This is a genomic window from Limosilactobacillus reuteri (assembly GCF_002254085.1).
GTDB lineage: Bacteria > Bacillota > Bacilli > Lactobacillales > Lactobacillaceae > Limosilactobacillus > Limosilactobacillus reuteri_K.
In genome coordinates, this window is the sequence record NZ_NGPY01000004.1 from 26,854 (window position 1) to 40,413 (window position 13,560).

General features: G+C 37.8%; 14 protein-coding genes and 2 pseudogenes. 4 read left to right on the forward strand and 12 right to left on the reverse strand.

Going from position 1 to position 13,560, the window contains the following annotated elements; all coding sequences use genetic code 11:
* Window positions 1-149: 149 nt before the first annotated feature.
* The 3 genes from CBG10_RS01185 to CBG10_RS01195 form a co-directional block, all read right to left on the reverse strand.
* On the reverse strand, window positions 150-821 hold the full coding sequence (locus CBG10_RS01185) for a type 1 glutamine amidotransferase (RefSeq protein ID WP_094511395.1): 672 nt from the start codon (window positions 819-821) through the stop codon (window positions 150-152).
* A 101-nt stretch (window positions 822-922) separates the two neighbouring features.
* Entirely contained in the window at window positions 923-1,285 is a 363-nt protein-coding gene (locus CBG10_RS01190; protein WP_029507790.1) for a HesB/YadR/YfhF family protein, read from the reverse strand.
* Between the two features lie 72 nt (window positions 1,286-1,357).
* Window positions 1,358-2,236 carry an aldo/keto reductase gene (locus tag CBG10_RS01195; RefSeq protein WP_019251399.1) on the reverse strand — a complete coding sequence of 293 codons (879 nt, stop codon included), beginning with the start codon at window positions 2,234-2,236 and terminating at the stop codon, window positions 1,358-1,360.
* 122 nt (window positions 2,237-2,358) lie between these two features.
* On the opposite strand from CBG10_RS01195, the gene CBG10_RS01200 reads away from it, so the two are divergent.
* Window positions 2,359-3,231, forward strand: a complete 873-nt coding sequence (locus CBG10_RS01200; RefSeq protein ID WP_094511396.1) for a LysR family transcriptional regulator — start codon at window positions 2,359-2,361, stop codon at window positions 3,229-3,231.
* Between the two features lie 75 nt (window positions 3,232-3,306).
* Window positions 3,307-4,296 carry an asparaginase gene (locus CBG10_RS01205; RefSeq protein WP_094511397.1) on the forward strand — a complete coding sequence of 330 codons (990 nt, stop codon included), beginning with the start codon at window positions 3,307-3,309 and terminating at the stop codon, window positions 4,294-4,296.
* 58 nt (window positions 4,297-4,354) lie between these two features.
* On the opposite strand, the gene CBG10_RS01210 is transcribed toward CBG10_RS01205, so the two are convergent.
* The 5 genes and pseudogenes from CBG10_RS01210 to CBG10_RS01230 form a co-directional block, all read right to left on the reverse strand.
* The gene (locus CBG10_RS01210; RefSeq protein WP_035169907.1) at window positions 4,355-5,356 is read right to left on the reverse strand and encodes a DUF1002 domain-containing protein; all 1,002 of its coding nucleotides are present in this window, start codon (window positions 5,354-5,356) and stop codon (window positions 4,355-4,357) included.
* Window positions 5,357-5,508: 152 nt separating this feature from the next.
* Window positions 5,509-6,039: a PadR family transcriptional regulator gene (locus CBG10_RS01215; protein ID WP_094511398.1), complete on the reverse strand. Its 531-nt coding sequence runs from the start codon at window positions 6,037-6,039 to the stop codon at window positions 5,509-5,511.
* 42 nt (window positions 6,040-6,081) lie between these two features.
* Window positions 6,082-6,630: a phenolic acid decarboxylase gene (locus CBG10_RS01220; protein WP_306819579.1), complete on the reverse strand. Its 549-nt coding sequence runs from the start codon at window positions 6,628-6,630 to the stop codon at window positions 6,082-6,084.
* A 60-nt stretch (window positions 6,631-6,690) separates the two neighbouring features.
* Window positions 6,691-7,095: pseudogene (locus CBG10_RS01225) on the reverse strand (flavodoxin); the annotation flags it as partial.
* A 102-nt stretch (window positions 7,096-7,197) separates the two neighbouring features.
* Window positions 7,198-8,069: pseudogene (locus CBG10_RS01230) on the reverse strand (aldo/keto reductase).
* A gap of 201 nt (window positions 8,070-8,270) precedes the next feature.
* Between CBG10_RS01230 and CBG10_RS01235 the strand changes: the two are divergent.
* Entirely contained in the window at window positions 8,271-8,606 is a 336-nt protein-coding gene (locus CBG10_RS01235; RefSeq protein WP_019251407.1) for a carboxymuconolactone decarboxylase family protein, read from the forward strand.
* A 265-nt stretch (window positions 8,607-8,871) separates the two neighbouring features.
* Window positions 8,872-9,009, forward strand: a complete 138-nt coding sequence (locus CBG10_RS11100) for a hypothetical protein (RefSeq protein ID WP_019251408.1) — start codon at window positions 8,872-8,874, stop codon at window positions 9,007-9,009.
* A gap of 339 nt (window positions 9,010-9,348) precedes the next feature.
* Here CBG10_RS11100 and CBG10_RS01240 read toward each other — a convergent pair whose 3' ends face one another.
* The 4 genes from CBG10_RS01240 to CBG10_RS01255 form a co-directional block, all read right to left on the reverse strand.
* Window positions 9,349-10,641 (reverse strand): FAD-binding oxidoreductase, encoded by a 1,293-nt coding sequence (locus CBG10_RS01240; RefSeq protein ID WP_094501354.1) that lies wholly within the window; start codon window positions 10,639-10,641, stop codon window positions 9,349-9,351.
* 121 nt (window positions 10,642-10,762) lie between these two features.
* Window positions 10,763-11,413: a PepSY domain-containing protein gene (locus CBG10_RS01245; protein ID WP_019251410.1), complete on the reverse strand. Its 651-nt coding sequence runs from the start codon at window positions 11,411-11,413 to the stop codon at window positions 10,763-10,765.
* 104 nt (window positions 11,414-11,517) lie between these two features.
* A complete protein-coding gene (locus CBG10_RS01250) occupies window positions 11,518-12,849 on the reverse strand; it encodes a sensor histidine kinase (RefSeq protein WP_094511400.1) in 1,332 nt (443 codons plus the stop codon).
* A complete protein-coding gene (locus tag CBG10_RS01255) occupies window positions 12,846-13,526 on the reverse strand; it encodes a response regulator transcription factor (protein WP_065867372.1) in 681 nt (226 codons plus the stop codon). Before CBG10_RS01255 ends, CBG10_RS01250 begins: the two co-directional genes overlap by 4 nt.
* Window positions 13,527-13,560 lie beyond the last annotated feature (34 nt).

Consider the following 13,560-nt stretch of genomic DNA (forward strand, 5'->3'; position numbering starts at 1 on the left):
CTTTTAGTAAATCAACTAAAGATCCCTTTTCGACAAGGTTATGCTTACGGTCATCCAAAAAATTTTAAAAAATAAAAAGCGAAGTTGTTTTTAACCAGCCTCGCTTATTTATTTTAGAAATATATTCGTATTAACAATAATTTTGCGCTTTAGCTATTTGCGATAAAATCCAATAACCGATACATAACTCGCTTATTTTCAGCCGGAACGCCATGCTGAATGATTTCTTTTCCATTTTGGTGAAGATCATTATGGTCTAATGGATATTGATCATCATTTACAGCAATCTCGCGAACATTATCTGCCGTCGGCTCAAAGTGGAATTGAAGTCCGATTACATTACCGTTCATAACAAAGCCTTGATTTTTAACTAAGTCACTACTAAATAATAAGTCAGCTTGAGCTGGAACTTCAAACATCTCTTCGTGCCAATGCAAAGCAGCTAATTTTGGAGGAATATCAGAAATAATATCGCTTTTTAGATACACCGGTGCCCAACCAACTTCTTTATGTGGTGCCTTTTTAACAGCATAACCGAGTGTCTTCGCAATCTGTTGGGCCCCATAACACGCACCAAAAATTGGCTTATGAGCATCCAATAGTTGCTGAATTAAAACTCGTTCTTGCTTAATCCACAGTAGATCGTCATTCGGGCTCATGGGACCGCCAAGAATAATCAACATATCAGTCTCGTCAGCAGTCGGCAAATTACCAAACTGATATGGATGATAAACGTACATCTCATGTCCACGATCCTGTGACCATTCTTGAATTGTTCCTGGTCCTTCATTTGGCGTATGTTGCAAAACATTGATTCTCATCAAATATCCTTTCCGTCGACGGCAATGTTGTGCTAGGTATCGCCTGCAAGTACCTAAGATATTATTGTTATAACATCAAATCATGAGCTTAACAATAATTTTTATTCCCAATATTCTTCATATTTTCGTGATGCTCCGGTTGCAGCATCAACGTCTGCTTCACCATTATCTTCACGGCGAAAAATAAAAACTGGCTCTTCAGTCTCTTGCTGATAATCAACAGTAACAACTAGTCCTGAGAAGAACCAAGCATCCGCAAAGTTAACATGGTAATTAATACCATCTTTGGTTATGACGATTGTTGCCTCATCGATCGTCGATTCAGGTTTATATCCCTGCTTAGGACCATGTTTAACATTGTGTGGTTGAATTGTTTTACCATAAAATTTTATTCCATCACCGCTAGTAAGGTTAAATTTTTGTTGGAACCACTTGCTAGCCAGATCAGTAATAATTAATTGCATTTCAATCACTCCTTGGATGTTAATAATTGTTTTAATTATAAATTGATCCATAAACAAAGACTAGTGAGACCTTTATTTTTCGTCATCTTGAACCATCTTTAAACTGGATCCAAAAATTTGTTCAATCGTAACCGGATCACGGTGGTCAAAGAATTGACTTTCATTCTTGTCAAGACTGGCCATCTTCTTTATATCATCATCAGAAAGTTCAAAATCAAAGACATTGATATTTTCTTCCATCCGATTCTTATGAACTGACTTAGGAATGACAGTAATGCCACGTTGTAAGAGCCAGCGAAGAATTACTTGACCATTGCTCTTACCATATTTAGCAGCAATCTCAGCAATTGTTTCGTTGGTAAAGATATCATGCTTACCTTCCGCAAATGGTGCCCATGCTTCAACACGAATATCTTCACTTTGCGCAAACCTAGCTTCTTGGGCTTGTTGATACCAAGGGTTAACTTCGATTTGGTTGACCGCTGGCTTAACGGGCATTGTTAATTCAAGATCCTTTAGTTGATCAGCGTAGAAGTTCGATACACCGATTGCGCGAATCTTACCTTCTTTCTGTGCTTCTTGTAATGCTCGCCAAGCACCCATTGTATCGCCATATGGTTGGTGGAGAAGGTAAAGATCCATGTAATCAAGGCCAAGTTTTTGCAGTGAAGCGTCAATCCCTGCTTTAGCCCGCTTATAGTTAAAATCAGATACCCATAACTTAGAAGTTACAAAGACATCTTCACGGTTTACACTACTATTCTTAATTGCCTTTCCAACTGCTTCTTCATTTTGGTAAGCAGCAGCAGTATCAATTAAACGATAGCCGACTTCAAGAGCATCGGTAACTGCTTGTTCAGCTTGGCTTAAGTCTGGAACTTGGAATACTCCAAATCCAAGGGTTGGCATTTCTACTCCGTTATTTAATTTTACTGTTGGTACATTTGTCATAAAATCATTCTTCCTTCCTGTAATTAATTGTTGTCTATATATTAATTGCTAATTTACAAATTGAAAATTACTACCTTTACATGGTAGTATACAATCAGCGCATACTATTAAGGAGCGGTCTAATGATCGACAATTACTTGCTTGAAGAATTAGTGACCTTTGCCAGTGAAAAAACACTTGCTAAAACCGCTGAAAAACTTAACGTTACCCAACCAACCGTTACCCGGGGGATGCAAAAATTAGAAGACGAGCTTGGAATTCAATTATTTGACCGCCAACCAAATCGAATTATCTTTACTGATACAGGAAAATTAGCCGCTGAAAAAGCTACTGAAGTTCTCGCCGTCAACCGCAATTTTGTTCAGCAGCTTCAAAATTATGCTGCGCGACAATCAGTAATTAAAATTGCATCAATTGCTCCTGGACCGTTAATTCTTCTTCACACAAAAAATGCATCTTTCTCTACACAAATTTCGATTGATGAGAAGTTTATTACTCCTGAACAAATCACCACTTCACTTTTAAATAATGAAAATTCAATAATTATCAGCGACCAAGAGATTCAAACTGATCAAATTGAATCGCGTTATTTAGGTGCTGAAAATCTCTATGTTAATCTTGATAAATTTATGTACCTTGCTAATTCCCAACAGGTTTCTTTCAAGGACCTAGCCGGCTTAAGTTTTGTCGTTTTGAACGATATCGGACCGTGGAAAGAAATTATCCAAAAATATATTCTAAATGCTAAATTTTTATATCAAGAAGAATGGGCCGCACTTACTGAAATCACAAAATATTCCAGTTTCCCATACTTTAGCACTAATATAACAACAGTTAATCCACGACAACGTACTTCAGACGACAATCGTGTCAGGCTTCCCATTACTGACGAAGCTGCAACAATGACGTTTTATGCTAACTATCTTAAGAAACAAAAAAGTTCCTTAACGTCCCTACTTAATGAAATTAATCAAAGTTGGCCCAATTTAAGTTAAATTATAGGCGTTTAACTTGTTTCAATGAAAATCCCTATTTAAAATATTAATAAAAATGAATCAGGGTGACTAAAAATGACGAAAAAATTATTACTTCTTTCAACCGGTGGAACTATTGCCTCGGTTGTTTCCGATGAAGGACTAGCTCCAGGCGAATCTGGCGAGGAATTAATCAAAATGCTTGGTCGGCTGGAATATGACATTGCTGTTCGTGACATTCTCGAATTAGATTCATCTAACATCCAGCCAGAAGAATGGAAAATTATTGCTGAGTCTATCTATGACCATCGTAATGACTATGACGGGATAGTCGTTTCACACGGTACAGACACGATGGCTTATACTGCCTCAATGCTAACTTTCATGCTTCAACATATCGACATCCCCGTAGTATTAACCGGTAGTCAAGTGCCAATGAATGTGATCCTTAGTGATGCTCCTGATAACTTACGACTTGCCTTTGCGGCCGCTGCTAACTGCGAACCAGGAGTCTATATTGCTTTTAATCGTAAAGTAATGCGTGGCTGTCGAAGTGTTAAAGTGCGGACAACCGCCTTCGATGCTTTCGAAAGCGTGAATGTCCCACCAGTAGGAGAAGTTACTTCAGATGGCTTTTCCATCAGAGATCACCGACATCCCCAACCTGGTAAAAGTCAATTAAATACTAAGATCGACACCCATGTTTCACTCGTAAAGCTTTTCCCTGGATTTGACCCTGCCTTGCTCCATGCAATGGCTAAAAACGGTTGTCATGGAATTGTGATTGAAGCGTATGGTCTCGGAGGAATGACCTCTATTCGCCGGAATATGGTCGCCGCAGTTGGTGAATTAATTCGGAACGGTATCCCGATTATTACTTCCAGTCAGTGTCTTTATGAACGAAGCGACCTAACAAAATACGAGGTCGGACGACTTGCACTACTAGAAGGAGCAATCAGCGCCCGCGACATGACTTCTGAAAGTGCCATCACTAAATTAATGTGGGGTCTTGGTCAAGGGATGGATGTTAAAGAAATTGCAGACTTCTTCAATACCGATGTTGCTGGTGAAGTAACGTTAGATTAAACGAATAAGAGACAGGATGAAAATTTTGTTTTTCACCTGCCTCTTTTTTTTACGTCAATTAAAACCAACTACGAACCCAGTTAACAAATCGTGTCCACCAAGATTGTGCCTGCTGCTTAACTGCCTGCCCATCTTGAGAATTCAAGAATTTTTTAGCTTTATTCATCATATCCCCTGATGAATTCTTTACATTATTAATCGTATCGGTTACGTGAGAGCTATAATCTTTGCTTGAACTAATTGGAGCATTATTAAACTGAACAAGGGCGTTAATAATCGGTTGTTCATGATTTTTCGTTTCATTGTAAATATTTCGTTCTTCAAGTTTTTGATTAAAGATTACTTGAATTTGATTTTGCGTTGGAGTAGTTCCTTGTTTCTTCTGTTGGTTAATTTCCTTAGTGGTATCACCAACAGCAGCCATCAATTTACCAGGATATTTACTATCATCTTTATTAGCTTCAATTGCTCCATTTGTGGCGGTTAACATTTGGTTGGCCGATTGAGTGTTTTGCGCATTTAAACTAACACCATCTGCGGCAATTGCTTTATATACACCTGTTAAAGCTGACTCTCCAGAAACAGCCCGGTTAGCGCTAACGGTGATAGTAACATCTGTAACACCAGCCATTTGAGCGACCATTGCGTATTGCTGAGCGGTTACTTTTGTAATATTATCCTCACCATTAAATTTTTTCACGTTAACTTTAATTCCAGAGCCTGGATCGGTGGGAACAATTGCTACTGAGCTAACCATGGCGGCATTAGTTGTGGAACCATTAGGATTGATGTACTTTTGATAATCACTAGCAGTGGCCGTTAACGTTGTAAAATTATCGTCGACTGCTAGTACATTGTTTAATTCATTCTTATCGGCAGCCCCTGCTCCATATACAACATATGACTTATTGAGGGTATGCGTTTGCGTGCTGGAACTATTACTTGTACTTTCGCTAGTTGTTTCAGCTGCGAAAACAGTTGATTGACTAATCGGCACTGCCAATAAAGACAATGTCAAAGTAGAAGTAATTAGAATCTTAGTTAACTTATTTGAGCGCACTTTATATACTCCTTTTAAAACGAATTTAATTTACGTTAATAATAAAGAAAAACTCGCGCAAATACTAGCAGATTTTATTTTCTTTACCACAGTTTAATGATTGAGTTGATGGGTTAATCTTGAGAAGAAAGCGTTTATTACATTTTTCATCCTTACTCTTCTATCTCTTTTAGCCACGCTATCTGTCCTTTTGTTCGCGAAATAGCTCGTGTCAGAATTAAATAGTGTCCATAATTCTTTTTAATCGCATCTTTATTGGGAAAAACTAGCGTCAATCGCTGTTGAAGATATTTTAACTCTTTCTCTAATAGCGAACGTTGGCGATTAATTAATTGCGGAATTCGATCATCATTTTGATCTTTAATAAAAAATAATTTTAACGAGAATAAATCTTCGTGGATAGGAAGTTCTGTCACTAATTGATCGAGCCAATGATTTAGGACTTCTTGCCCTTCTGATGTTATTTGATAATACCGTTCCTTTGCATTTTCTTGACTAGTTGAAGCAGCGATCCAACCATCATTCACCATTCTTTTTAATTCTGGATAAATTTGACTATGCGATGCGCGCCAAAAATCGCCAATTTCAGTTTCAAATTCAGCAGTAATCTCGCGCCCGGTAATGTGCGGACGGTTATTAATAATTCCTAAAATAATAAAAGGAAGAATTCGTTTTTTTGGCATTGTGAAGCCCTCCAACTGTTAATTCTTCCTTTATTATACTAATTATTTATTGATCCGGTGATAATTTTCATCAAAGTAACGTCCTTCGCGGATATCATCAGTAATTCCATCGTATGGTGCTTCAGAAATTACATCTTCATTGTTTTGGCCGGCATCTCCCATATAGGTGATGTGGGCGAATTCAGGAACGACCAGCTTAGGATATGTATCATATTTCTCACGCACTTCATGCATCCGATCAATATGCTCATTTTGGAAAGTTACCGTAATTTCAGGATGTTGCTTTACCCACGCTGGGAAGAAGATTGTTCCATTAAGTTTCTTTTCATTTGGAACAAAGTCAAGAGCTACATCTGTCCCCATTGGTTCAGTCCAAGTAATTTTATAAATACCTTCTGTTAACATTACAATATTTGCTTCTTGGTCTTTTACCCAACGGCCTGCTACCATCCCACCGTGAATACGGTAATCAACAGTATGGTCATTCTTAGCGTACCATTCATATTCCCAACCATTATCGTAAGTATAAATAAAATGGGTCCCAAGAAAATCATCAAGGGTCTTAAAAGTCTTTGCGGTCATTTTGATCATCCATTCAATTCTCTTCTCTATGCATTTTGTTTTATATCGTTATCGACACAATACCAAATAATAACCATTTTCATTAACCGTTCGTTCAACATAGTTTTGTGAGCGATCATAGCTTGTTCCACCAGAAGTAGCAAATAGTGCTAAATTCTTCCCGTTTAAATCAAGATGATCAATCACCGTACTAATCATCCGCGGCGGAATTGCCCATCAAATCGGGTGCCCAATGACAATATTGTCATAGCCACTAATATCTGGTAAATCATCCTTAATATCAACCCGGCTATTATGCTCGTGTTGTTCAACCGTTGTCCGACTGCTTTCATCATGCCAATTAAGGTCAGCAGCGGTATATGGTTGTGCCGGATGAATTTCTGCCATATCAGCATTTAGCTTTTGCGCAACTTGTTCTGCAATCTTCTTAGTAGTGTTAGTTGCGAAATTGTATAAAACAAGGGTCTTTGCCATTCTTGGGGGCCTCCTTTATCTTAAAACACTGTATAAATTTTAACGTAAAAAAGCAATGATGAAAAATACTTATAGTTAATCCTTATCTATGCTTTAAAAGTATTAATCGTTAGCATGAATATCATACGCATTTAATAACATCTCACCAACACCGGGCGCATCAGGATCATGCATTCCCTTACCCTTATCAAGCGCACGGATTTGATCCATTTCTTCATCCGTTAATTCGAAGCCAAAAATATCAAGATTGCTCTTAATTCGTGCTTCATGAACCGACTTAGGAAAGACAACAATTCCTTCTTGATTTTCAAAGCGAAGAATTACTTGACCAGTATTCTTACCGTATTTTTCAGCAATAGCCGCGATGGCTGGTTCATGAAGCAAGTCGGCATTACCTTGGCCAAGGGGTGCCCAAGCTTCAAGACGAACATCATCCTTTGCAAGAATTTCCCGTAATTCCTTTTGCTGGAAGTAAGGGTTAAATTCAACTTGGTTTACCGCAGGAGTTACATCAAAGTTAGGGACAAACTTGTTCCAAAGCTTAGGTGTCATGTTGGAAACACCGATTGAACGAAGCTTACCAGTCTTTTGTGCTTCTTCAACTGCCTTCCACGCTTCGTTAACCGCCCCATATGGTTGGTGAAGGAGGTAAAGGTCAATATAACCAAGCCCTAACTTGTTAAGGGAAGTTTCAATGGCCTTTTTAGCGTCTTCATACTTGTAATCTTGAAGCCACATCTTGCTAGTAACCCAGATTTGGTCTCGAGGAATCCACTATCCTTAATTGCTTTGCCAACTTCTTGCTCATTCATGTAGGCAGCAGCGGTATCAATATGACGATAACCAGCAGCTAGGGCATCCTTAACCGCATTGTATGTCGTGCCGTCAGCTGGGATTTGGAAAGTTCCAAAGCCGATTACTGGAATTTCATTACCATCGTTTAATTTGAAAGTAGGTACATTATATTTAGACATTATTTTTCGTCTCCTTTGCTTTAATCATTGTCTAAATATTAGCATCAAATTTTCTAAACTAACATTACTTGATTATCATATTAGTATACTCTAAATGTATACTTGTTTTAACTATTCATTTTTTGCATTATTACCTACTTAATATAAGTATTTTCCATTTTATCTATCTCGGCTTATAGTAAAAGTAACCAAAAATAACAGTTGAGAAAGGAAGATTTTCATGGCAAAGAAACAGCTGGTCGCGACCAACTTGGTGATTTCGCCCCTAAATTTGCAGAATTAAATGATGATGTATTATTCGGACAGGTTTGGTCACGGGAAAAGGAATTAAGCCTTCGTGATCGCAGTCTTCTAACCGTTACCGCGTTGATTACAAAGGGTGCCTTTGAACAACTCCCTTACCACATGCAAACTGCTAAGAACAACGGTATTATGAAAGATGAAATTGCAGAAATTATTACTCAATTAGCCTTTTACGTCGGCTGGCCTAATGCTTGGTCCGCATTCAACGTTGCTAAAAAAGTATGGGACGATTAAAAAATCAATTTAAAACGTGTCTTTAATGGCGCGTTTTTTATTTTCGGCCTATTGTGATTTGATCTTGTAAAAAGAGCCTTCCTTTTATTGGCTGCACGATCCCAGCTCAACCGCTAACAATAAAGTAGGGGCCCTCGCCGTTAAATTACGTACTAATTATTGATACAAATTAACCACTGGCATCATATGATATTACTTCTCCTTTTCTTCAACCTATAATGTAATCAACATCAAATGAAGGATAAGATTTTGAGGAAGAATTATTATGTCAAAAGAAACTGCTTTAATTACTGGTACCACTGGTGGTCTGGGAATGGAATTTGTTAAGATCCATGCACAAAAAGGCGGTAACCTGGTTTTAGTCGGACGAAATCCGCAAAAAGCTTGCCCAGCTCGAGTATGATATTACTAACAAATACCACATTAAAGTAATGACGATTGCCGTGGACTTTACACAATTCTGGTATGCTCCCTTCTAGGTGAACATGGAAATATATGGATATCTGTCAACCATACCAGTTGACAGATATCCAATTAAACAGCTTAATCCCAGTAGAATACCGGAATCAAGCTGTTTAAATACTTTATATATTTACATGTTCACTTGACAGGGTGCGATTCATTTTCTCCCAGCCTCAACTGTTTTCCCGAACGATATCAGCCCGTGCTTCAATTCCTTGATCGAGAATCTTTAACTTGAGATTGACTCCGTACCCCCGCGATTGGTTGCATATTATCATTATTACATTGTTAATCTTTCATCAATTATGTGTGGTGACTTAACATTAAGTTTCCGAAGCATCTTTTCGACATTTAAGATGACATGAGCTGGTCCCACGATAAAGTAGAGTCCTTGATCAATTTCTTTAGGTGACAATTCTTTTTTTATTGATTCTTCCGTAAAACGACCTTCTTTTGCAATAACCGTAATATTAGGATTTTTCTTTAATTTTTCCAGGTTTTTTTCAAAATATAGGCCGTTCTTTTTTGATGAAGACCATAATATTTTTATTTGTCGTTGATTTCCATATTGTTCTGCCAAGCTAAGAAGGGGTGCTAACCCTGATCCTAACCCGTAAAACACTAATGGTTGATCCTTAGGTAATTTACGGATAATGCGATCAAATTGTCCGTATGGTCCTTCTAAATATACTCTTGTTCCAATTTGTACTGATGGGATCTTTTTTGTAAAATCCCCAAGTTTTTGGATCGTAAAGGCAATTTCATGAGGGTTATTTTTAGGGGCGGACGTAACGGAAAAAGGATGCTTTTCCCTCCCAATTGATTTACTGCCCCTAAAAGATACAAAGTAAAAGTCACCGGCTTGATAAGCTGGATCGTTTTTATCTAACTTAATTACTAACTGTTGAGTATTCGGTGCAAGCTGTTTATTCGCTATCACTGTTCCATTTGTTTTAAACAGCGTGATAAACTTTGCTAACAAGTAATAACCAATAATGATATAAGTATACGCATCAAATATTGTTATAAAACTTGTCATCTCGCTAAAATCATCTATTAAGTGAACATGCAACCAGATCAGTAGGATTAATAGTAAGTTTAAGCGGTGGATCCAGACAGAAACTTGATGGGAGCAAATTATGCTTAACTTTAGTTTAATTTGACGAAGCAGCTTAAAGCGGTCAACTAACCATCCCGACATAAAGACAATCGCGTAAATTATACCGACAATTGCCAAGTACCAAGCAATATCTCCCGTCGTTTCAACAAGGTGATCAGCGCCGGGACTTAAAAATTTGTGAGCAGTCGCAGCAATCAGCGCTGCAACGCCTAACAAAGCATGCAAAAAATACATTGAAGGGATGCCAATATACTTTTCAAGCCATCTTGGACGAGTTGAGAGGAAAATGATAACCAACCACCAAACATAGGCCAATATCCCCACATCATAAGCAAAAAGATCTTCATAATCAGCCGTTAATTGATTATTTGTCAAGATAATTAACGGTAATGGAATAACTGCTAAAGCAACTATCCACGTAATATATAAGGCTAAAGGGTGTTTCTTTAACATTTTTGTTCTCCTCGTATTTATTACATGACCAGCAACTGAAGAAAAAGCACTCGTTGCTTTAAGAAGGCGATTCATCCCCCACTTATAGAAGTGGGGGATGAATGCGCAAATTATGGATAAATTAATGGTTGTTTTCCACGGCTAATACTTTTTTCGAACCGGCATCAATCTTAACTTCTTTAACTGTCCGGCCATCTTTTACTTTAACTTCCCAAACAGCTTGATTTTCCTTTTCTTGTTCTAATTTCCATTCGATCGCACTACCCTTTTTAGCGGCTTTTTCGGCAATTTGGCTCGCTTCATCACGGCTAATTGCCTTACCTGGATCTAAGGTATATTCCTTCTCATTTTGGTCAAGCTTTTCAGACTTGTTAGAGATTAGTTTGCCATCCTTGGCATTGGCTTTAACCTTGTATTCGTTGGTATTGTCAAAGCCCTTTACCTTGTACACATATTTTCCCTTGTCACTTTCCAGTTCTACTTCATTGAGGTGCTTATCTGGGTACTTCTTGTTAAACTGATCAATTGCAGCCTGTTGGTTAATCTTGATGTCGCTCTTATTAGCTAACTTTTCATGTTTCACCGCGGCTTCGATTTGAGCATGATAACCATCCATTGCGGCGACACCAGCAATGCCTCCAGCTCCTAACACAAGTCCTCCACAAACACAGGCGGTAATCAGAACCTTTTTAGTCATCTTTGGGAACTTCCTTGCTTTCTTCTTGTCGGGCTTTGGTTGTTGGTCTTGTCTTTTTTCAATTTTTTCAGTCATTTTTATTCATCCCTTCTTAACTTTAATTGGTAATTTTATTCTACAAAATAATCGGTCAACTAAAACCAAGAACCGGTGAAAGTATGATGAAGAAATCTTCATTTTTATTTTGGAAGGTAAACCGTAAAAATGGTCCCACTTGGTTCATTATCGCGTATCGTGATTTTTCCGTGGTATTTTTCGATAATCATTTTGACAATCGCCAGGCCAATCCCTGAACCAGCAATCTTATTGGAGTGTGATTCATCTTCACGGTAAAATCTTTCGAAAACTTTTTCCCGATTTTCCTTAGCAATTCCCCGCCCTTGATCGGCAACTCTTAATATTATTTGGTGATCATCCGCCGTTAATTGGACATTAATCGTTGAATCAGGAGGTGAATATTTGGCCGCGTTTTCTAAGAGATTATGAACAAGACTTTGAAAGTCACCCTTTGTTATCCGGTAAGATATATTCGGATTTAAATCAGTAATAAATTTCTGCTGATATGCCCCTTGGAGTGACTCAACTTCAGCGAAAATAATTTTTGACAAGTTAATTTCTGTTAGTTTTTTAGTCTGATGTCCTTCTAGAATAAGCAGTTCATTTATTAACTGACTCATTCGCTGTGCTTCTTGATCAATGTACTTTAATGACTTAGCAATTAATTCCGGATGCTTATCCCCATGCCTTCTTATTAGGTTTACATGTCCTAAAATTCCAGCAAGTGGTGTCTTCAACTCATGAGATGCATTTGCAATAAATTCTTTTTCGCGTTGCATTGTACGATATTGCCGTCCTAGCAAATGATTAAAAGACTGGGCAACTTTTCGTACCTCTAATGGTTGTTGCGGAACCGTTAAAGTTTGCAATCGATTGCTTTGGGGCGTGATTGCATCAATTTCATTATCTAAATTAGTCAATGGTCGGGTCCATCGGCGAGCTAAACGATGAATGATGGGGAGAGCAATGATACTTATTGCAAGGTTAATTAACAGCGTCACTATCAAGAGCCAGCCTGTTAATTTGATTAAATCATCAACATTAATTGCTACTTTGACGATTCGATTATGGTCTATTTTTTGCTGCCGTAAATAATAGACTCCATGCTGGGTTAACTGTAGATTCTTGATTGCTAAATTTCGCTGGTCAATTCGTTTAAAAATTTTATGGGCTTTGGGTGAGGTATATTCTCGTTTACCATCAGTGATCTCGATTGCGTCATCGTCTTGACGAGCAACATAAGCATTCAAAAAAGTTTCGCGATTTTGATTTTCGGGCCAATCTTCCTCAATTGTCTCAATCACTTCTTCTGCCTGATCATCAGCATAACGATAGATTAAATTAGTGGCGGTAACCACAAAAAGAAGATTAATAACTACTAAAATCACTGTAAACAACATTAAGAAAAGACGAGTTAATTGCCGCGATGCAGTTACTGGATGTGTGTTACTCATTGCTCATCACCTAATACATAACCAATCCCTCGCACCGTTTTAATTAAGTCGCGGTATTTGCCTAACTTGTTGCGCAAAGCACGAATATAGACATCAACAGTATTGGTCTGACCATCAAAATCATACCCCCATATTTCATTAAGAAGGTCATCACGGGTTTGAACGACTCCTGGTTCTTTAATTAGGGCAACCATGAGGGAAAATTCTTTAGGCGTTAAATGAACCCGCTTGCCATCAACCATAAATTGATGTTTCAGTAAATTAATTTCAAATGGTCTAAATTTATAATCATATTTCTCTGCTTTTTTTTGACCCAATCGTCGTAATACAACCCTAATTCGTGCTAAAAGTTCCTCAATCTCAAACGGTTTAGTAATATAATCATCTAATCCTTGATCAAGTGCCATACTAATATCAGAAGTTTGACTACGAGCCGTAATCATAATAATTGGCACATTACTTGATTGCCGAATTCGGCGTAGAACTGTGAGACCATCATAAACTGGGAGCATCCAATCTAATAAGATTAAGGTTATATCTTTTTCTTTAAATATCTCGAGTGCCTCACGCCCATCTTTGGCCCAGATAACTTCATATCCTTCTAGTTCTAATTCAGTTATTAAGAAACTTGCAAGACTTTCCTCATCCTCAACTAACATAATTACAGCTTTCTTCATTATTTTGCCTCCAATTACTTTGTCCTATATACTA

What these genes read in the sequence shown, in the direction of transcription:
- CBG10_RS01215 (WP_094511398.1), bottom strand. Translation starts at nt 6,039, where the DNA reads ATGCCAAAAAAACGAATTCTTCCTTTTATTATTTTAGGAATTATTAAT.
- CBG10_RS01190 (WP_029507790.1), bottom strand. Translation starts at nt 1,285, where the DNA reads ATGCAATTAATTATTACTGATCTGGCTAGCAAGTGGTTCCAACAAAAA.
- CBG10_RS01185 (WP_094511395.1), bottom strand. Translation starts at nt 821, where the DNA reads ATGAGAATCAATGTTTTGCAACATACGCCAAATGAAGGACCAGGAACA.
- CBG10_RS01205 (WP_094511397.1), top strand. Translation starts at nt 3,307, where the DNA reads ATGACGAAAAAATTATTACTTCTTTCAACCGGTGGAACTATTGCCTCG.
- CBG10_RS01220 (WP_306819579.1), bottom strand. Translation starts at nt 6,630, where the DNA reads ATGATCAAAATGACCGCAAAGACTTTTAAGACCCTTGATGATTTTCTT.
- CBG10_RS01200 (WP_094511396.1), top strand. Translation starts at nt 2,359, where the DNA reads ATGATCGACAATTACTTGCTTGAAGAATTAGTGACCTTTGCCAGTGAA.
- CBG10_RS01240 (WP_094501354.1), bottom strand. Translation starts at nt 10,641, where the DNA reads ATGTTAAAGAAACACCCTTTAGCCTTATATATTACGTGGATAGTTGCT.
- CBG10_RS01195 (WP_019251399.1), bottom strand. Translation starts at nt 2,236, where the DNA reads ATGACAAATGTACCAACAGTAAAATTAAATAACGGAGTAGAAATGCCA.
- CBG10_RS01245 (WP_019251410.1), bottom strand. Translation starts at nt 11,413, where the DNA reads ATGACTGAAAAAATTGAAAAAAGACAAGACCAACAACCAAAGCCCGAC.
- CBG10_RS01255 (WP_065867372.1), bottom strand. Translation starts at nt 13,526, where the DNA reads ATGAAGAAAGCTGTAATTATGTTAGTTGAGGATGAGGAAAGTCTTGCA.
- CBG10_RS01250 (WP_094511400.1), bottom strand. Translation starts at nt 12,849, where the DNA reads ATGAGTAACACACATCCAGTAACTGCATCGCGGCAATTAACTCGTCTT.
- CBG10_RS11100 (WP_019251408.1), top strand. Translation starts at nt 8,872, where the DNA reads ATGTCAAAAGAAACTGCTTTAATTACTGGTACCACTGGTGGTCTGGGA.